Here is an 18,229-nt window from a genome sequence, read left to right on the forward strand (position 1 = left end):
CTACCGCCCCAGTCCGTCCACGATGGACAGCAGGGTGGCGTCGTCGATGTCGGTGCCGTTGTGGGCGCGCAGCTTGACCTCGGCCAGCACCCGGTCGAAGGCGGCCTGGCTGGGCAGGTCGACCCGCAGCTGGGTGAGCTTGGCCCGCAGGCCGTGGTGGCCGGTGTGCTTGCCGATGACCAGGCCCCGCTCGGGGGCGCCGACCAGTTGCGGGGACGCGATCTCGTACGTCGTGCGGTCCCGCAGCACGCCGTGCTGGTGGATGCCGGCCGAGTGGGCGAACGCGTTGTCGCCCACGATCGGCTTGGTGTGCCCGATCGCCACGCCGCTGAGCCGGCTCACCAGCTGGCTCGTGGCGTAGATCTCGTCGAGCTTGAGCCGGGTCTTGCGCCGGTAGTAGTCCTCCCGGATGGCCAGCGCGGCGACGATCTCCTCCAGGGCCGCGTTGCCGGCCCGCTCCCCGATGCCGTTGAACGTGCAGCTGACGATGTTGGCGCCGTGGCGTACCGCCGCGAGGGAGTTGGCCACGCCCACGCCGAGGTCGTTGTGGCAGTGGATGCGCAGCCCGACGTCCGGGCCGATCAGCGCCCGGATGTGGGCGACGAGCTGGCCGAACTCCTCCGGCTGGGCGTAGCCGACGGTGTCCGGGATGCTCACCATCGACGCGCCGGCCGACAGCGCGGCCAGGTAGAAGCGCTCCAGGGACGCAAGGTCGGTGCGGGTCGCGTCCTCGCCGGAGAAGATCACCTGCTGGAACCGCTTGGAGGCGTAGCGCACCGAGTCCTCGACCATCTCCAGGACCTCGTCGTGCGTCTTGCCGAACTTGACCCGGATGTGCAGGTCGGAGACGGGCGCGACGACGGTGGCGACCGGCTGCTCGGCGAACTTCAGCGCCTCGGCGCCCTTGTCGATGTCGGCGCGCAGGGCCCGCAGCAGCACCGCCGTGCGCCGGCCGGTGACCACTTTGGACACCGCCTGGATCGCCTCGATCTCGGCCTCCGATGCGCTCGGGAAGCCCGCCTCGATCTCGTCGACGCCGAGCTGGTTGAGCTGCCGGGCGATCTCGACCTTGGCGGCCAGCCCGAACGCGACGCCGGCGGCCTGCTCGCCGTCGCGCAGCGTGGTGTCGCTGATCTGCACGTGGTCAGCCATGATGGTTCCCCCCAAGCGAATGCAGGGCGTCGTGGACGCTGCTGCCGGCGATGATCGCGGCGCTGACCGCCTCGGTGCGCCGGTACGCCGATTCGATGCGCTCCTGGCGCTCGTCGAAGGTCTGCTTGTGCGCCTCCAGCCAGTCCCGCTCGGCCTTGACCATGCGCAGCACCTCGGCGGGCGCGGTGCCGCCCAGGCTGGTGTGGCTGTTGACCGACACCACCGGGTCGAGCACCGGGGCGAGCTCCTGCGCGGTGACCGTCGCCCCGGCCGCGGCCAGCGCGTCGACCGTGGCCTGGACGTCCTCGAACGTGCGGCCGGAGCGGTAGAGCGTGCCGACCGCCTCGCCGACGATCCGGTGGCACTCCCGGAACGGGATGTTCTGGGTCTTGACCAGGTAGTCGGCGACCTCCGTGGCCAGCGCGAAGTTCTTGTGGGCCAGCTCGCGCATCCGGCCCTCGTTGAAGCGCAGGGTCGACAGCAGGCCGTTGAGCGTCCGTACCGTCGACAGCGCGGACGCCGCCGCCTCCCAGATCGGCGGCTTGTCCTCCTGCAGGTCCCGGTTGTACCCCGTCGGGATGCCCTTCATCGTGGTGAGCAGTTCGACCAGCCGGCCGTACACCTTGCCGGTCTTGCCCCTGATGAGTTCGGCCACGCACGGGTTCTTCTTCTGCGGCATGATGGAGCTGCCCATGGCGTATCCGTCGGCCACCTCCACGAGCCGGAACTCGTGGGTGGACCAGTAGACGATCTCCTCGGCCATCTTCGACGTGTTGGAGACCATGATCGCCAGGGCGGCGAGGAACTCCAGGCCGAAGTCGCGCGAGCTGACCGCGTCGAGGCCGTTCTCCTGGACCGCGGCGAAGCCGAGCAGGTCGGTGGTCAGCCGGCGGTCGGTCGGGAACGAGGTGCCGGCGAGGGCACAGGCCCCAAGGGGGTTGATGTCCGTGGACCGGTACGCCTGGCTGAGCCGGGTCAGGTCGCGGCGGAACATGCTGACGTAGGCGGTCGCCCAGTAGCCGATCGTGATCGGCTGCGCGTGCTGCGTGTGGGTGTAGCCCATGGTCAGGGTGTCGGCGTGGTCGGCGGCCAGGGCCAGCAGCGTCTCCTGCAGGGCGATCAGCTCCTGCTCGACGCCGAGGACCAGGGTCCGGGTGTGCATCCGGGTGTCGGTGACGACCTGGTCGTTGCGGGACCGGGCGGTGTGCATCCGGGCGCCGCGCTTGCCGTGCCGGCTGGTGACGTACCGCTCGACGTTCATGTGGACGTCCTCGTCGGCGACGTCCATGGCGAAGGTCTGCTCGTCGATCTCCCGGGAGGCGCTGCCCAGGCCGCTCAGGATGGCGCGGGCGTCCTCGTCGTCGATGATCCCGCCCGCGTTGAGCATGATGACGTGGGCCTTGCTGCCCCAGACGTCCTCGGTCAACATCGCGGCGTCCACGGCCAGGGATTCGGTGTACTCCAGGGCCGTCGAGGCGATCTGCTCCTGGAAGCGGCCACCCCACAAGCTGCTGCTGCTGTACATGGTTCCCCTTTGGTCTGCTGGATCTGGCTGTTAGATCTCGGGTGCCTGAATGACGGCCTGGCGCCGGCTCCGCCCGCCGAGAAAGACGTTCTCGAAGGCGTAGGTCTCCACGACGGCGCTCATGCCGCTCTGGTCGAAGCTGTCCTGCTCGATGGAGCGCACCGCCGGGTCGAAGAGCGACTGCTCCGAGCGGCGGCCGGCCACGATGGCGTTGCCGGCGTGCAGGTCGAGCGTGATCTCGCCGGTGACGCAGCGCTGCGACTCGGCGATGAAGGCGTCGAGCTGGTGCTTGAGCGGATGGTGCCAGTGCCCGTGGTACACCAGCTCGGCCCAGGTGGCGTCCACGCCCGCCTTGAAGGCGAGCTCCCGCTTGGTGAGGCAGAGCCGTTCCAGGTCGCGGTGCGCGGCGAGCAGGACGCTGGCGGCCGGGGCCTCGTACACCTCCCGCGACTTGAGGCCCATGATGCCGTCCTCGAGCACGTCGATGCGCCCGATGGAGTGCCGGCCGGCTGCCTCGTTGAGCAGGCCGATCATCGCGTCCATGCCGCGCACGCCGTCGACGCGCACCGGCCGGCCCTCGTCGAACTCCACCGTGATGCGCTGGGCCGCGGCGGGAGTGGCGCCGATGGGGTGCCACCAGATGTACTCGTCCGGGTCGACCTGCCGCTGCAGGTCCTCGATCTCGCCGCTGCCGATCGAGCGGCCCCAGCAGGTCCGGTCGTCGCTGATGCCCTCCTTGAAGGTCAGCCCGAACTCCTGGGCCAGCAGCCGCTCGCGGACCCGGGACAGGTTCAGGTCCCGGATCGGGGTGACGACCCGCAGCTCGGGTGCGAGCAGCGTGAACGTGTTGTGGAAGCGGAACTGGTCGTTGCCCTTGCCGGTGGAGCCCTCGGCGACCGCGTCGCAGCCCTGCTCCCGGGCCACCTCGGCCACCTTGGCCGCGATGAGCTGGCGGGTCATCGAGCTCGACAGCGGGTAGCCGCCGTAGCTGCCGTTCGCGGCGATCGCCTTGGGAATCCACGTGTCGGTGAAGTCCCGCCGGGCGTCGACGAGGAACAGCTCCAGGGGCAGGTGGGCGACCCGCTCGCGGGCCTCGGCCAGGCTCTCCTCGCCCTGGCCGACGTCGACCATGACGAGGATGACCTCCTGGGCGCCGTACTCGCGCTCCAGCAGTTTGATGCAGACGGTGGAGTCGAGGCCGCCCGAGTAGGCGAGGGCGACCTTCGTCACGGGTTTCTGGACAGTCGTCATGATGGTCCCCTCGGCTCAGGCGACGGGCGTGCGACGAATCTTCGCGGCGATGCGGTCCGGCAGCGTGGCGATGCGGGTGAAGCCGCGGCCCGCCTCGTGGTCGAACGTGTCCTGACTGTCGTACGTGGACAGTGCGTAGTCGTAGAGGGCGTAGTCCGACCGGCGCGCGACGATGCGGCAGCTGCCCTTGTACAGCTCGACCTCGACCTCGCCGGTGACGAACCGCTGGGTGTCCTCGACGAACGCGGCGAGCGAGCGGCGCAGCGGGGAGAACCAGTAGCCGGCGTAGGCCAGCCGCGCGTAGCGCTGGGCCACGCCCGCCTTGAACTCGCGGGTCTCCTGGTCGAGCGTGAGCTCCTCGAGGTCCTGGTGCGCGCGGTGCAGCACGACGGCGGCGGGCGTCTCGTAGATCTCCCGCGACTTGATGCCGACGACCTTGTCCTCGATGTGCTCGATGCGCCCGACGCCGTGCCGGCCGGCGAGCTCGTTGAGCCGCACGGCCAGCTCGACCGGGTCGGCCTTGTCGTCGTCGAGCGAGACCGGGCGGCCCTGCTCGAAGCCGATCCGGACCCGCTGCGGGGTGTCCGGGGCCTGCTGCGGCGAGCGGGTCCAGGTGAACACCTCCTCGGGCAGCGCGACGCCGAGGTCCTCGATCGGGCCGCAGCCGATGCTGCGGCCCCAGACGCTCTCGTCGTAGCTGTACGTGGCGTCGGCCGAGACCGGCACCTCGATGCCCCGCTCGCGGGCCCAGGCGACCTGCTCCTCGCGGTTGTGCAGCGGCCAGTCCAGCAGCGGCTGCATCATCGTGAGGTCGGGCCGGATCGCGGCCGCGGCGAGGGCGAAGCGCAGCTGGTCGTTGCCCTTGCCGCTGCAGCCGTGCGCGACCGCGTCCGCGCCCTCCTCCTCGGCGATGGCCAGCATCTCCTGGGCCAGCAGCGGCCGGCCGATCGACGAGGCCATCGGATAGCGGCCCTGGTACAGCGCGCCCGCCATCAGGCACGGGAACGCGAAGCCGGTGACGAAGCGCTCGCGCAGGTCCCGGACCACCACCTTGGCGGCGCCGATGCGCTCGGCCTTGGCGGCCGCCTCGGCGATGTCACCGGGCTGGCCGAGGTCGCCGATGAACGCGATGACCTCTGCTTGGTACTCCTCCTGCAGCCACTTGAGCACGGTCGACGTGTCCAGGCCGCCGGAGTAGGCGAGCACGATCTTCTTCGGGCGTTCAGGCATGGGTCCCTCCCCGTCATGGCACTTCCTGAGCCGGTTGCAGGTGCTCGACCGGCGGCTGTTGCGAGCGGCGGCGCAGCGGCGGCAGGCACAGCTGGGCGGACCAGGTGCCGGCCACCGCGACGAGCGCCCAGAACACGTTGGTGCTGGCGGCATAGACCACACCGCCGATGAGCGGGCCGAGACCGTTCCCGGCCGTGATGGTGGCGCCGTAGAGGCCCTGGTAGCGGCCGACCAGGTGGGCCGGGGCCAGGCCGCCCATGTACGCCGCGGCCATCGAGGCGTAGAGCATCTCCCCCGCCGTCCACAGCACGACCGTCGCGCCCAGCCACACCATCGAGCCCGCGAAGACGGTCAGCGCGAGGCCGACACCGGTGAGCAGGTTGCCGACCGCGAGGACGTACTCGGGGCGGCGCCGGGACACCGCGGCGGTGATCGGCAGCTCGAAGACGAGCACGAGCAGGCCGTTGAGGCCGATCAGGAAGCCGAAGTCGGCCGGCGTCAGCCCCTTGGCGGTCACGTGCAGCGGCAGGCCGACGGTCGACTGGATGTACACCGCCTCGGCCACGAACGTCATCGCCAGGAACCGCCGCAGCCGCCGGTCGGCCAGCGCGGCCCGGTAGCCGCCCGCCTCCTGCGGCGTGGCATCCGCGTCCGCCTTGGCGTCCGCGTAGGCCGCCGGGTCGCGGACGAAGACGGCCGTCACGATCGCGAAGACGAGCGCGGCGAGCGCGTTGCTGTAGAACATCCACTCGTACGACACGGTGGCCAGCACGCCGCCCGCGACCCCGCCGATCGCGGCGCCGATGTTCATCGCGAACCGGAACACACCGGCGGCGGCGAGGCGCTGGCGGTGGTCCAGCCCGTCGACGAGCAGCGCCGCCGCGGCGGGCCGGTAGAGCTGCGAGGCGACCCCGACCAGCCCGACGAGCACCACGAGCACGACGAGCGGGCCGGCGAGCGGGATGCACGCGGTCAGCGCGGCGGTGGCGAGCCCGGACACGGTCATCGTCCAGCGCCGGCCGAGGTGGTCGGCGAGGTGCCCGCCGACCGCGTTGCCGAGCACGTTGCCGAGCCCGGCGACGCCCAGCACGAGGCCGGACATCCACGGCGAATGGTGGGTGACGGTGACGTACAGGACGATGAAGATCGGCAGGAAGTTCCCCGCGCGGTTGACCAGGATGCCCGCGCTGACCAGCCATACCCGGGCCGGAAGGTGGCGCACGGCGTCGCGGAAGCGTGGCTCCGCGCTCATCGGACCGGCTCGGTCTCGATGCGCAGCGTGGCCACGAGCCGCTCGCAGTTGGCGATGGCCTGGTCGGTGGTGGCGCCCCGGGCGATCACGTGGCCGACCCGGTCCTCGCTCCAGCGCAGCTCCCGCACGACGTCGCCGGGCTCGACCTCGATCTCCACCTCGACCAGCGCGGGGTCGTCGGCGATGTCGTCGGTGCCGTGGATCGCCACCACCCGCCCGGGCGGCGGGGTGAGGAACCGGATCGCCGCCCCCTGCACCGCTGCGGGCCGCCCCGGCAGCGGCTCGACCAGGCCGAACGGGATGGCGAGCGCGTAGCGGTCCATGTCGACGCCGTACGCGAGCTCGGTCAGCTCGTTGATCCGGTCGCCGCCGACCCGGTTGTGCGACTCGATGATCCGCGGCCCGCGCGAGGTCAGCTTGAGCTCGGTGTGCGCGGGGCCCTCCCGCAGGCCGACCGCGTCGAGGAAGCGATGCACCAGCTCCTCGACCTCGGCCAGCTGCTCGGCGGGGTGGCGGCTGGGCGTGGCGTGGCCGAGCTCGACGAAGGCCGGGCCGGTGACCTTGTCGGTGATCCCGACGACGACGTGGCGGCCGGCGAAGCTCAGCGACTCGACGCTGATCTCCGGGCCGTCGAGGTACTCCTCCATCAGGAACGCGTCCATCGGCCCGGCCAGGTCGATGGCGTCGAACGTGGTGCCCAGCTCGTGGTAGCGCGCCACGACCGGGGCCAGCTCGGCCTCCTCGCGCACCACGAAGACGCAGATGCTGCCGGCCTCCCGGGTCGGTTTGATCACCACCGGCAGCCCGTGCTCGGCCACGAACCGGCGCAGGTCGTCCTCGCCGCGGCCCACGGCGTGCGCGACCGGGCTGACGCCCAGCGCGTTGAGGTGCCGGCGCATGAATGACTTGTCGAGCAGCATTTCGACGGTGGCCACCGAGTTGCCGCCGAGGCCGAGCATCTCGTCGATCTTCGCGGCCGGCAGCAGCCCCAGCTCGAACAGCGAAACGACCTTGCGGAACGGATACGCCTGATGCAACGCGCGCACCAGCGGCAGCAGCCGATCGAGGTCGGAATAGTCCAGCAGCAATGCCTGGGAGACGTATTCCCAGTGCTCCCGGCGGTACGAATTCGGATATTGGACGTAGACGACCCGCAATCCGAGGTCGTTCGCCTTCTCGACGATCTTCGTCTTGCCGCCGATCACCAGCACCGCCGGCCGGAGGTCCGCCTCCGCGTCCGCTGGTTCCGCCTTTGCCGAGGTCGCACGACCCATTTCATCCACCACGGTGCATCTCCTTCAACGAGGTCCGCGGTGCATCGCGACGGCCCGGTCCCATCACCATTTCGGTGATCGGCATTGCGGCCAGCTTGGCGCGATCCACCTTGCCCGGACGGTTCAGGGGCAGCATGTCGAGCCAGACATAGAACCGGGGCAGCATATAGCTCGGCAGGCGGTCGCGGAGGAAATTCACCAGCTCCTCATCGGCGGACGGCGCACCCGTCAGATAGGCGACGATCGCCGTTCCGCCGGGCGCCTTTTCGTGGATCACAATTGCCGCGTCGATGACGCCCGGGCAGGCGCGCAGGGCGTGCTCCACCTCGCCGATCTCGACCCGGTGACCGTCGACCTTCACCTGGTCGTCGAGGCGGCCGAGATAGACGAGATTGCCGTCCGGGGCGAGCATCGCGCGGTCGCCCGTGGCGTACATGCGCCCGCCCGGGACGCCGGCGAGCGGATCGGGCAGGAACGCGGCGGCGGTGCGGGCCGGCCGGCCGAGGTAGCCGCGGGCGAGCGCCTCCCCGGCGATGCAGACCTGCCCGGGCTGCCCGGCCGCGACCTCCCGGCCGTCGTCGTCGAGCAGGTGGATGCGCACCCCGCGGATCGGCCGGCCGATCGGCGTGCGCTGCGGGGTGGTGGGGTCGCAGCGGTACCAGGTGACGGCGACCGCGGCCTCGGTCGGGCCGTAGCCGTTGTGCACGACCATGGTGCCGGCCGCGTCGGCGAGGCCGCGCCCGTCCAGCTGGGAACTGCCGGTGATGACCAGCCGCACGCCGGCCGCGGCCAGCCGGGGCAGCAGCGCCCGGCCGTACGGCCCGACCAGCGCCGCCGGCAGGTCCAGCACGGTCGCGCCGAGCTCGCGGGCGTCGCGGACCAGGCGGGTGCCCTGCAGCTCCCCCGGCGCCGGGATGGCGACGGCGGCCCCGCAGGCCAGCGCCATCAGGCAGTCCTGCATGGTGACGTCGACGGTCGGCGCGGCCGTCCACAGCACGACGTCGTCCGGCCGGATCAGGTCGAGGTCGTCGTGGCAGGCCCGGATGCAGTTGACGATCGCCGCGTGCGGGACGCCGACCACCTTGGGCCGGCCGGTCGAGCCGGACGTGGTGATGGCGTACGCCAGATCCTGCGGCCCCGGCACCGGCAGCCCGTCGCCGGTCGGCCGATCACCGGGATCGTCGAGGATCACGTCGGCGTCGGTGAGGACGAGCGTGCAACCCGCCTCCCGCAGCACCTCCCGGTTGCGCTCGGGCGGGCCGGCGGGGTCCATCGGGAGGCAGGCGGCGCCGGCCCGGATCACGGCCAGCAGCCCGATCAGCGCCGCCGGGCCGCGCTGGATCGGCATCGCCACGACCGTGCCGGGACCGGCCCCGCGGGCGTGGAGCCGGTGTGCGAGGCGGGCGGTGTCGCGGTCGAGCTCGGCGTACGTCCACGTCCGCCCGGGCGTGCGCACGGCCAGGGCCTGCGGCTGCCGCCGGACCTGGTGCGCGAAAAGCTCGCCGACGGTCTCGCTCACGCCATGTCCCGGCGCAGGCTCAGCGGACGCAGGTCGGTCCAGACCTCGTCGATGTGGTCCAGGCACTCCTGCCGGGTGCCGGCCGGGCCGGTGGCCCGCCAGCCCGCAGGCAGCTCGCGGTCGGCGGGCCAGATCGAGTACTGCTCCTCGTCGTTCACCACGACCCGGAACTCCCGCTGCTCGTCGTCGAACATCTTCTCCCTCAGTCCTGCCGCTCGTCGAAGATCCACCGCAGGGCTTCCGGGAGCATCGCCTCCCAGGCGGCGTAGGTGTGGCCGCCGGCGGCGGTCTCGGTGCGCACGACGTGGCCGCGCTCGGCCAGTTCGGCGCCGGTCTTGCGGGTCGCCTCGACGAGGCTGAGCCCGTCGTCGAGCAGGATGTCGGCCTCGTCCCGCCCGGCGGCCAGGTAGAAGCGCGCGAGGCTCCGCCCGGCATCCGCGCCGAGGTCGTGGTCGGTGAGCGGGCCGGAGATCGCGGCGGCGCCGTCGAAGCGGTCCGGGCGGCGCAGGGCGGCCCGGATGGCGGCGACCGCGCCCAGGCTCGCGCCGAGCGCGGTGGCCCGCTCCACCCGGCAGCGCTCCCCCAGCCAGTCCAGCAGCTGCGGCAGCACCTCGTCGGCGAGGACGTCGGCGTAGCCGCCCGCGAGCAGCTCGGTGCGGCGGGCCGCCCAGCCGGCCGGGCTGATGAAGACCGCCGCGGTCACCGGGATCTGCCCGGCCACGGTGAGCCGGTCCAGGATCGCCGGCAGCCGCATGATGTCCACGAACTCGGCGCCGTCGAGCACCACGAGCAGCCGGCGCACCTCGGCCGCGGGGTCGGTGCCGGAGACGAACAGGTCCAGCCGCCGGTCGCCGCCGAGGGCCGCGCTGGGCCGGTCGCGCCGGTGCAGGCGGTGCTCCCGCGACGCCCCGGCGAGGTCGGGCTCGCGCTCGCGGAGCAGCGCGTCGGCGTACGCGGCCGGGGTGCGGTGCTCCATCATGAGCCGGAGCGGGACCTCCCGGCCGAGCAGCGCGCGGACGGCGGCGGTGGCGCGGGGTACGAGCAGCGAATGCCCACCCTGCTCGAAGAAGTCCCCGTGCAGCGGCGCCGGCCGGCCCAGAACCGCCGACCACGCCTCCACCACCCGGGCGGCCAGCCCGCTCGCCGGCTCGTCGTCCGCGTCCGCCGCGTCGAGGAGGACCGGCGGGAGCGCGGCCCGGTCCACCTTGTTGTTGGCGGTCAGCGGCAGCCGCGGCAGCTCGATGACGTGGTCCGGCACCATGTAGGCAGGCAGGGTGGCCCGCAGCGCGCCGCGCAGCTCGGCCCGGTCCAGGGGTTCGTCGGCGACGACGTAGGCGGCCAGGCACGGCCCGGTGTCGAGCTCCGCGCGGACCACGACGGCCGAGGTGATGCCGGGCCGGCGCAGCAGCGCGTGCTCGATCTCGCTGGTCTCGATCCGGAAGCCGCGGATCTTCACCTGGCGGTCGGCGCGGCCCAGGAAGTCGATGTCGCCGCCGGGCCGGTAGCGGCCGAGGTCGCCGGTGCGGTACATGCGGGCGCCGGGCGGACCGGAGGGGTCGGGCACGAACCGGTCCGCGGTCAGCCCCGGCCGTCCCTGGTAGCCGCGGGCGAGCCCGTCGCCGGCCAGGTAGATCTCGCCGCGCATGCCGACGCCGGCGTGGTTGAGCTCGCGGTCGAGGACGTACGCGCGGGTGTGCGGCACGGCCCGCCCGATCGGCACCCGCCCGCCGTCGACCGCGCCCTCGAAGACCGTGGCGAGGACGGTGCACTCGGTCGGGCCGTACGAGGCCGTCACCCGGCAGCCGGGCAGCGCCTGGCGGGCCGCGGCGAAGCTCTTCGGGTTGACCACGTCGCCGCCCGCCACGAGCTGGCGCAGGCCGGTCAGATACTCCAGGCCGCCGTCGACGAGCAGGTCCAGCTGCGGGGAGACCACCTTGAGCGTGGTCACCGCGAAGTCGCGCACGACGGTGGGCAGGGACTCCTGGAGGGTACCGGCGTCGGCCACCACGACCCGCCCGCCGTGGGCCAGCTGCGCCCACTCCAGCGCGGCCACGTCGAAGGAGAGCGGGCCGGCCTGGAAGAATGTGGTGCCCGGGCCGAGGTCGAGGTATCGCGGTGCGCCCGCGCAGAGCCGGCTCAGGCCGAGGTGCATGACCGCCACCGACTTCGGCGCGCCGGTCGAGCCGGAGGTCGAGATCAGGTAGGCCAGGTTGCCGGGCCGCGCCGCCGCGGGCGGGTTGCCGGCCGGGGAGCCGGGCAGGTCGAGCTGGTCCGGCTCGAACACGGGCGTGGCGTGCTCCGGCAGCGCGCCGCGCAGCGACGGGCTGACGACGGCCAGGACCGGCGCCGCGTCGTCGAGCAGGAACCGCAGGCGTCCGGCGGGCAGCGCGGGGTCGAGCGGGAGATACGCCGCGCCGGCCTTGGCGATGGCGAGCAGCACGATGTACCGATGGATGCTGTGATCGAGGCAGACGGCCACGACGCGCTCCGGTCCGGCGCCGCGGGTGAGCAGGTGCCGGGCCAGCCGGTTGGCCCGCTCGTTGAGCTGCCGGAACGACAGCCGCCCGTCGCGCGCGGCGATCGCGAACGCGTCCGGCCGGGCCGCCGCCTGCGCCTCGATCAGCTCGACGACGGTGGCCTGCGGTGCGGGGCTCGGGTCGTTGCCGGCGTGCAGCCGCTCGACCTCCGCGGCCGGGGTGAGGGGCAGCGCCCGCAGCGGCGTGTCGGGTGCGGCGACCGCCAGTTCGAGCAGCCTCGTGTACCGCGACGTCAGCGCCTCGACCGGCGCCCGCTCGAAGAGGTCGGGGCGGTACAACATGGTGACCCGCAGCTGCCCGTCGACCGGCATCGCGGTGAGCGACAGGTCGAACCGGGCCGTCGACGGGACCTCGGGATACCACCAGATCGGCGCGTTCTCCAGCTCGGTGAGGCTGAGCCGGTCGCCGCCGTAGTTCACCGCGACGTCGAAGACCGGGTTGCGCCGGTCCGCGGTGCCGCCGCGCAGCGCCCCGACGATCTCCTCGAACGGCGCGTCCTGGTGCGCGTCGGCGGCCATCCAGGCGTCCCGGGTGCGCACGATGAGCTCGGCGAAGGTCAGGTCGGGGCCGGACGTGTCGACGAGCACCGGCACCGTGTTGACGAAGAAGCCGACGACGTCCTGCAGGTCGCGGTGGGGCCGGTCGGAGACGATCGCCCCGACCACCACGTCCGGCTGCCCCGTCTGGTCGGCGAGGGTCTTGGCCAGGGCGGCCGTCACCACGATGAACGGCGTCGCGCGGGACCGCCACGCGAGGGCCGTCAGCTCGGCGGTGATGTCCGCGGACACCACCGCCGTCACCTCGGCGCCGGTGCCGTCGGCGGTCGCCGGGCGCGGGCGGTCCAGCGGCAGCTCCGGCCGCTCGCGACCGCCCAGCGTCCCGGTCCACCAGCCCAGCAGCGCCTCGAGCCGCTCCCCGGTCAGGAACCGGCGCTGCCAGGCCGCGTAGTCGCCGTACTGCACCGGCAGCGGCGGCAGTTGCGCCGGCCGGTCCTCCAGCGCGGCGTGGTACAGCTCCATCAGGTCCCGCGGCAGCACGTCCATCGACCACCGGTCGGTGACGATGTGGTGCAGGGCCATGTAGAGCGCCGGGCCGTCCCCCAGCTCCGCGCCGACCACGCGGAACAGCGGCGGGCGGGCCAGGTCGAAGGGCTCGGTCGCGGCCGCCTCGACCGCCGCGTCCCAGTCCCGTCCGGCCCAGGTGATCGGAATCTCGACATCGTCCCGCACCTCCTGCGCGAGGGTGCCCTGCGCGCCCAGCACGAACCGGGTGCGCAGGATCTCGTGCCGCCGCACCAGCCCGCGCAGGGCGGTGGCGATGGCCTCCGGATCGAGGCCCTTGGGGAACCGCCAACCGCCATGGATGTGGTACTGGTCGGGCGCGGAACCGAGCTCGCGGAGCCACCAGAGCCGCTCCTGGCCCACCGACAGCGGGTAGTGGCCCGGCTCGCTGGTGCGGGTCAGCGGGTCCGGATTGGCTGGACGTTTCTCGCGTCGAGGCATGGCACCTTCGCCCAATGCAGAGATTCGGACAGTGGTCAGGCGAGCGTCGAGGCGTCCTCTTCGCGGGCGCCGTCGATCGCGGCGACGATCGTGTTGACGCTGCGGAACGTCTCGTGCTGCAGCAGCTCGGTCGGCAGCTCGACGTCGAGGGCGTCCTCGAGGTTGAGCATCAGACCCATGCAGCTCAGCGAGGTCATGCCGAGGTTCCACAGGTCGTCGTCGGGGTCGAGCTCGCGGCCGCCGACGTTGAGCTGGTCCTCGACGAGCTTGCGCACGACGTCCCGGACGGACTCATCTGCTGTGCTCACCGCGCATCTCCAATGCCGCTGCTGGCCGGGGCCAGGACGGGGGTCTCGCCGCCGACGCGGCGCAGGTACCGGGCGACCCGGCGGGCTCCGACCAGGCTGCCCTCGGCGTACCAGAGCACGTCGGGACCGAGCGCGTAGTCGACGCCGAGCTTCTCGTAGGCCTCGGTGCCGCGGGCCCGGTAGAAGGCGGCCAGCTGGGTGGTCGTCATCTGCGGGGCGGCCTCGGCGCCGGTCTCGAACCAGGCGGCCATGTTGTGCTGCACGTACTCCTCGACCGACCAGTCGATCGTGCGGGTCACGATCGGGCGGCGGGTCGGGCTGAACATCGGGTCGATGGTGCCGGGCTTGCCCTGCAGCTCGTTGGCGACGTGCGTGGCCAGCAGCGGCGCGCAGTGGAAGCCGTCGCGGTAGGTGCCGGTCATGAGGTACAGCCCGTTCATCGGCAGCCAGCCGATCATCGGGAAGCCGTCCAGGGTCACCGGCCGGTTGCCGCTGAGCCACTGCACGACCTCGTGCCGGGCGATCTGCTCGTCCAGCTGCTGCATGCCGTACTGCGCGAGGTAGCGCACGTCGGCGACCCAGGTGACGTTGGAGACGTCGTCGACGAGCCGGTTGGTGGCCCCGATGTACTCGCGCCCGGGCCCGGCCGGCACGACGTGCAGCCCGCAGGCGAAGCCCCGGTTCGGGGTCCGCACCACGCTGCTGAACGGCGTTCCCGCGGTGCGCTGGGCGATCATCGCGAAGCCGAGGCCGGCGAACATCGGGATCAGCTCGAGGTCCGCGGCGACGGTGCGGACGAGCGCCTCGCTGCGCACCCCGACCGCGACGACGACGGCGCCGGCCTCGATGACCGTGCCGTCGGCCAGCTCGACCCCGGTCACGGCGTCACCGGATCCGATCAGCCGCCGGACGGTCGAGTCGACGAGCGTGACACCGGTCGCGGTGAGCCGGTTCTCGAGCGCGGCGAGCACGCCCCGGCCGTCCACGGCGCCCTCCTCGTGCAGGCACACCGCGCGCAGCGCCCGGGCGTCGGTCCGCGGCCGGAAGCCGGGAATGTCCTGCGGGTCGACCTCCGACCACGGCTTGCCGTATTCGTCGAGCGCCTTGAGCATCGATTCGAAGTTCACGGTGTCGAGCTCCGCGCCGATGGCGTTGAGCACCACGTGGGTCTCGGTGGCGACCTGCAGCGGGAACCCGGTCGAGGAGTACTCCTCCAGCCGGCGCAGCACGTCGGGCCAGCGCTCGTGGCCGCGCACGCCGAGCTCGAACCGGGTGCGCGCGGCGTCCGTGCGCAGCGACTCGGAGGTCGTCTCGCCGAAGCAGCCCAGCATCGCCCCGGCGGCCCGGCTGGCCCCGGCGTCGCGATCGCTCGGCCCGACCACGACCACGGATCCGGCGCGCCGCTCCAGCAATTCGTCGGCGAGGAACAGCCCGAGCGCCCCGTTCCCGACGATGACGACGTCGGCCTGCCTGGGCACTGCGGGATCGGCAACCTGACGGTGTTCCATTGGCAATCCTCCGTACATCCCGTTCACGGACATGGGCCATCGAATCGCCGGCCGGCGATTTGTTTGTTTCCGTAGGACACGGTGAATCGACCGGCCTCGTCGCCGGTTTTTGCGCACGCTGCTTTTCGGCCAATTCGAGTTGGGTTCGGAGCGCGACGACCAGGCAGGATCTGGGCACGGTCGTGCGGCGGACACGATCGATTCGAGCAATGATCAGTGAGGCGCCCGTGCAGATCTTGAGAGTCCCCGTTACCCCCGTCCAGAGCCCCGAATCTGGCGGCCCCTGAGGCCACTTCGGCAGTTCACGCCGCTCGCATTTGATCTCCGAGCGACTTCATTGGGAAGCCTAGACGGGCCCGACTGCGAGCCGCAACCCATCATTGATGTTTATCGGTTTTCTGCCGGGGGAAGTTGACCGGCAGGTCTGCGCAACGATGATCGCCGATCTTTTACGTGGCCGACCGAATCCGCCACTGAGCAGTGGTTCTCTTCCCGATTCGACCGCACCCGAATGATTCGACACGGCCGTCAGAGATCCATTGATGTCACTATGACATTCGTTCACCATACGAAATGCGATGCTTGGCGGCGGGTATTGGATCACGCGACCGACGAGCACCGTCACGGGTTGCAGACCATCTTTTCAGCGGCCACGTAACACTCGGTTGCAGCCGATGTAAACGCCGTGACATTGCTTTCCGGCAGGCAAACAGTCTGACACGCCCAGCCCGGGCGGCGCGGGCTCGTCGGGCGCTTCGCGGGTGCGCCGCTCCAGCGCGTCGGGGAACTCGGCGAGTTCGGCGTGGCGCGGCGCCGGACGATGGGCAGTCATTCTCTATGTAGATAGAGTTATCGTGGCGGTCGCATCACCCCGAGGCGACTCGACCAGCCGGATGGAGTTGTGCAGTGACCCGAGGCCGACGACCGTCCCCGCAGACCGTGGCCGTGCTGCTGGCGCTGGCCGCCGGTCCGGGCCGCTCGCGCTACGGCTACGAGCTGGGGCAGGAGGTCGGGCTGAAGGCCGGCTCGCTGTACCCGATCCTGATCCGGCTCACCGACCGCGGACTCCTCGCCGCGTCATGGGAGACCGACCCTCCGGCGGGCCGCCCGCCGCGGCACCTCTACCGCCTCACCGACGCCGGGGTCGCGGCCGCCGCCGAGCTCACACCGGCGCCGGCCAGGCCCGCGCCGGCGACCCGCACCGAACTGCGCGGCGCGTGGTGAGCCGCGACGGCGCCGACCGGCTGCTCGCGCTGGCGACGGCGCTGCTGCCGCCCGATCGCCGCGACTGGGGCCGGGCCATGCGCGCCGAGTCAACGGCGATCGGGCCCGGCCGCGAACGCCGGCGGCACGCGATGGGCTGCCTGGGCGTCGTGCTGGCCCAGCCGGCCGTCATCCGGGCGGTCGGCTACCCGCTGCTGGCCGCCGTGGCCCTCGCCGCCGCGGTGCGCGGCACGGCCGGCGTGGCCTATCCGCCGCTGCGCTGGGGTGCCGTGGCCGTCGTGGCGCTCCTGCTGAGCCTGGCCTGGTGGGGCCGCCATCGCGGCGCGCTCGGCCCGGTCGGCATCGGCCTTGCCCCGCGCGCACTCCGCGCGGGCGGCACCTGCCTGGTCGGCGCGCTGGCCGCCACGTTCGTCTCCGCCGCCGGCTCGCACGGCTCGGCCCGGGAGCAGGCGATGGTCGGGCTCCCGGTGTTCGGTGTGGTCCTGACGGCCTGTCTGCTGGCCGTGCTGTCGGTCACCGCCGAGCGCACTGACCTGTCCGGGCCGGCCCTGCGCACCGGCGCAACGGCGGCGCTCGTGGCGGCCGGCTGGTGGCTCGTCGCCCAGCTCGTGTTCCCGCCCGTCCCGGGCAGCGCGGGCGGCGCCATGGTCGTGACGGGAGTCGGCGTCGCGGCGGCGGTCCTCCTCGGCGCGCGACGCCGGGACCGGACCCGGGACATCTGGCTGACCGCGCTGTGCGTGGCGACGCTGACGCCGCTGCTGGTCTTCGCGCAGGTGCTGGCGCTGTCCACCTACGGCCCCGCTCGGCTGATCCCGGATCTGGTGCCGATGGCCCTCTCCCCGGTCGACGACCTCGCCAACAGCCGGATCGAGGTGCAGGACCCCTACGTCGTACTGCTGTTCCTCGCCGGGCTCGCCGCGCTCGCGCTGACCGTCGTGGGCGCCGTCCGTCGCTGGACGGCCGCACGCATCGGCTGAACGCGGCTTACCTGGCCGGATCCCGTCGGCATGTGGCATCCACGCCTCTCCCGCGCAGGCGGCGGTGGATCTAGGTTCGACGGCCGTGAGCAAAGTGCTGCTGAGCATCCATGTGCTCGCCGCGATCGTGGCCGTCGGGCCCGTGACCGTGGCGGCGAGCATGTTTCCGGCCGTCGCCCGGCGCGGGGACGGGGCCGCGTTGCGGCTGCTGCACCGAATCTGCGTGATGTACGCCGCGCTCGGGCTCGCCGTGCCGCTGTTCGGCCTTGCCACGGCGGTGAGTCTCGGGGTGCTCGGCGACGCGTGGCTGCTCGCCTCGATCGGGCTGACCATGGCCGCCGCGGCGCTGCTCGGGCTGGTCATCCTGCCCCGGCAGCGGCGGTTCGTCAGCGGGGCCGCCGATGTCGCCGCGGCCGGGCGGCTGGGGATGGTCACCGGCGTGTTCAACCTGCTGTGGGCGGTCGTCGTGGTGCTGATGATCGTCCGGCCCGGGTCGACCACCGGCGGGTGAACGGTCAGGCGGCGGGCCAGACGTACGGTTCTTCCGGGTCGGCGTCGGGGAACAGGGGGCCGTAGAAGGCGGGATCCTTGCGTACCAACGCGGAACGATGGCTGCGGTGCACGTCCTCGCGGCCGAGCCACACCGGCAGCGCCCCGGCGGCGGCGAGGTTCTCCTGGGTGCGGGCCGCGCCGCGCTCGGTGATGAGCGTGCCGGCGACGGTGTCGGCGTGCCCGAGCGCCGTCCACGCCGCGCACATGTCGAGGCCGTACCGCACGAGCGCCTCCTCGCACCCCGCCCACATCTTCACCGCGGGGTGGTGCCGCCAGCCGTAGCCGGGCACGACGAGGCCGCGCAGCACCTGGAGCGCCTCGACCCGCTGCTTGCCGAGCCGCCGCTGGTCGAGCACGGCGGCGCTGGCCGCGAAGTCCGCATAGGGCAGGAACGTCTGCACACCGCACTGTTACCCGG

Annotated in this window: 15 protein-coding genes; 3 read left to right on the forward strand and 12 right to left on the reverse strand. The window is 72.5% G+C overall.

Going from position 1 to position 18,229, the window contains the following annotated elements; genetic code table 11:
* From ACQP00_RS30650 to ACQP00_RS30700, 11 genes are read right to left on the reverse strand one after another with little or no spacing between them, the layout of a single operon-like run.
* Window positions 1-1,152, reverse strand: coding sequence for a homocitrate synthase/isopropylmalate synthase family protein (locus ACQP00_RS30650; protein WP_433201509.1), 1,152 nt, complete (start codon window positions 1,150-1,152; stop codon window positions 1-3).
* Complete coding sequence (gene argH, locus ACQP00_RS30655) at window positions 1,145-2,677, reverse strand: argininosuccinate lyase (protein ID WP_433201512.1); 1,533 nt, start codon at window positions 2,675-2,677, stop codon at window positions 1,145-1,147. The genes ACQP00_RS30650 and argH overlap by 8 nt, the downstream gene beginning before the upstream one ends.
* Before the next feature lie 30 nt (window positions 2,678-2,707).
* Window positions 2,708-3,928 (reverse strand): argininosuccinate synthase, encoded by a 1,221-nt coding sequence (gene argG, locus ACQP00_RS30660; protein WP_433201515.1) that lies wholly within the window; start codon window positions 3,926-3,928, stop codon window positions 2,708-2,710.
* A gap of 15 nt (window positions 3,929-3,943) precedes the next feature.
* The gene (locus tag ACQP00_RS30665) at window positions 3,944-5,158 is read right to left on the reverse strand and encodes an argininosuccinate synthase (protein WP_433201518.1); all 1,215 of its coding nucleotides are present in this window, start codon (window positions 5,156-5,158) and stop codon (window positions 3,944-3,946) included.
* Window positions 5,159-5,171: 13 nt separating this feature from the next.
* The gene (locus ACQP00_RS30670; RefSeq protein ID WP_433201521.1) at window positions 5,172-6,410 is read right to left on the reverse strand and encodes an MFS transporter; all 1,239 of its coding nucleotides are present in this window, start codon (window positions 6,408-6,410) and stop codon (window positions 5,172-5,174) included.
* A complete protein-coding gene (locus ACQP00_RS30675; protein WP_433201524.1) occupies window positions 6,407-7,684 on the reverse strand; it encodes an ATP-grasp domain-containing protein in 1,278 nt (425 codons plus the stop codon). Before ACQP00_RS30675 ends, ACQP00_RS30670 begins: the two co-directional genes overlap by 4 nt.
* A gap of 1 nt (window position 7,685) precedes the next feature.
* Window positions 7,686-9,203 (reverse strand): amino acid adenylation domain-containing protein, encoded by a 1,518-nt coding sequence (locus ACQP00_RS30680; protein ID WP_433201527.1) that lies wholly within the window; start codon window positions 9,201-9,203, stop codon window positions 7,686-7,688.
* Window positions 9,200-9,397: an MbtH family protein gene (locus tag ACQP00_RS30685; protein WP_433201530.1), complete on the reverse strand. Its 198-nt coding sequence runs from the start codon at window positions 9,395-9,397 to the stop codon at window positions 9,200-9,202. Before ACQP00_RS30685 ends, ACQP00_RS30680 begins: the two co-directional genes overlap by 4 nt.
* A gap of 8 nt (window positions 9,398-9,405) precedes the next feature.
* Window positions 9,406-13,242: a non-ribosomal peptide synthetase gene (locus tag ACQP00_RS30690; RefSeq protein ID WP_433201533.1), complete on the reverse strand. Its 3,837-nt coding sequence runs from the start codon at window positions 13,240-13,242 to the stop codon at window positions 9,406-9,408.
* Between the two features lie 35 nt (window positions 13,243-13,277).
* A complete protein-coding gene (locus ACQP00_RS30695; protein WP_433201536.1) occupies window positions 13,278-13,550 on the reverse strand; it encodes a phosphopantetheine-binding protein in 273 nt (90 codons plus the stop codon).
* Window positions 13,547-15,058 (reverse strand): NAD(P)/FAD-dependent oxidoreductase, encoded by a 1,512-nt coding sequence (locus ACQP00_RS30700; RefSeq protein WP_433201538.1) that lies wholly within the window; start codon window positions 15,056-15,058, stop codon window positions 13,547-13,549. The genes ACQP00_RS30695 and ACQP00_RS30700 overlap by 4 nt, the downstream gene beginning before the upstream one ends.
* A gap of 906 nt (window positions 15,059-15,964) precedes the next feature.
* Between ACQP00_RS30700 and ACQP00_RS30705 the strand changes: the two genes are divergently transcribed.
* From ACQP00_RS30705 to ACQP00_RS30715, 3 genes are all read left to right on the forward strand, one after another.
* Window positions 15,965-16,282, forward strand: coding sequence for a PadR family transcriptional regulator (locus tag ACQP00_RS30705; protein WP_433201541.1), 318 nt, complete (start codon window positions 15,965-15,967; stop codon window positions 16,280-16,282).
* On the forward strand, window positions 16,276-17,259 hold the full coding sequence (locus tag ACQP00_RS30710; protein ID WP_433201544.1) for a hypothetical protein: 984 nt from the start codon (window positions 16,276-16,278) through the stop codon (window positions 17,257-17,259). The genes ACQP00_RS30705 and ACQP00_RS30710 overlap by 7 nt, the downstream gene beginning before the upstream one ends.
* 85 nt (window positions 17,260-17,344) lie before the next feature.
* Window positions 17,345-17,770 carry a hypothetical protein gene (locus ACQP00_RS30715; RefSeq protein WP_433201547.1) on the forward strand — a complete coding sequence of 142 codons (426 nt, stop codon included), beginning with the start codon at window positions 17,345-17,347 and terminating at the stop codon, window positions 17,768-17,770.
* Between the two features lie 4 nt (window positions 17,771-17,774).
* Here ACQP00_RS30715 and ACQP00_RS30720 read toward each other — a convergent pair whose 3' ends face one another.
* The gene (locus ACQP00_RS30720) at window positions 17,775-18,212 is read right to left on the reverse strand and encodes an MSMEG_6728 family protein (protein ID WP_433201550.1); all 438 of its coding nucleotides are present in this window, start codon (window positions 18,210-18,212) and stop codon (window positions 17,775-17,777) included.
* Window positions 18,213-18,229: the final 17 nt, after the last annotated feature.

This window comes from Dactylosporangium sp. CS-047395, from assembly GCF_050942185.1.
Classification (GTDB): domain Bacteria; phylum Actinomycetota; class Actinomycetes; order Mycobacteriales; family Micromonosporaceae; genus Dactylosporangium.

What these genes read in the sequence shown, in the direction of transcription:
- ACQP00_RS30650 (WP_433201509.1), bottom strand. Translation starts at nt 1,152, where the DNA reads ATGGCTGACCACGTGCAGATCAGCGACACCACGCTGCGCGACGGCGAG.
- argH (WP_433201512.1), bottom strand. Translation starts at nt 2,677, where the DNA reads ATGTACAGCAGCAGCAGCTTGTGGGGTGGCCGCTTCCAGGAGCAGATC.
- argG (WP_433201515.1), bottom strand. Translation starts at nt 3,928, where the DNA reads ATGACGACTGTCCAGAAACCCGTGACGAAGGTCGCCCTCGCCTACTCG.
- ACQP00_RS30665 (WP_433201518.1), bottom strand. Translation starts at nt 5,158, where the DNA reads ATGCCTGAACGCCCGAAGAAGATCGTGCTCGCCTACTCCGGCGGCCTG.
- ACQP00_RS30670 (WP_433201521.1), bottom strand. Translation starts at nt 6,410, where the DNA reads ATGAGCGCGGAGCCACGCTTCCGCGACGCCGTGCGCCACCTTCCGGCC.
- ACQP00_RS30675 (WP_433201524.1), bottom strand. Translation starts at nt 7,684, where the DNA reads ATGGGTCGTGCGACCTCGGCAAAGGCGGAACCAGCGGACGCGGAGGCG.
- ACQP00_RS30685 (WP_433201530.1), bottom strand. Translation starts at nt 9,397, where the DNA reads ATGTTCGACGACGAGCAGCGGGAGTTCCGGGTCGTGGTGAACGACGAG.
- ACQP00_RS30690 (WP_433201533.1), bottom strand. Translation starts at nt 13,242, where the DNA reads ATGCCTCGACGCGAGAAACGTCCAGCCAATCCGGACCCGCTGACCCGC.
- ACQP00_RS30700 (WP_433201538.1), bottom strand. Translation starts at nt 15,058, where the DNA reads ATGGAACACCGTCAGGTTGCCGATCCCGCAGTGCCCAGGCAGGCCGAC.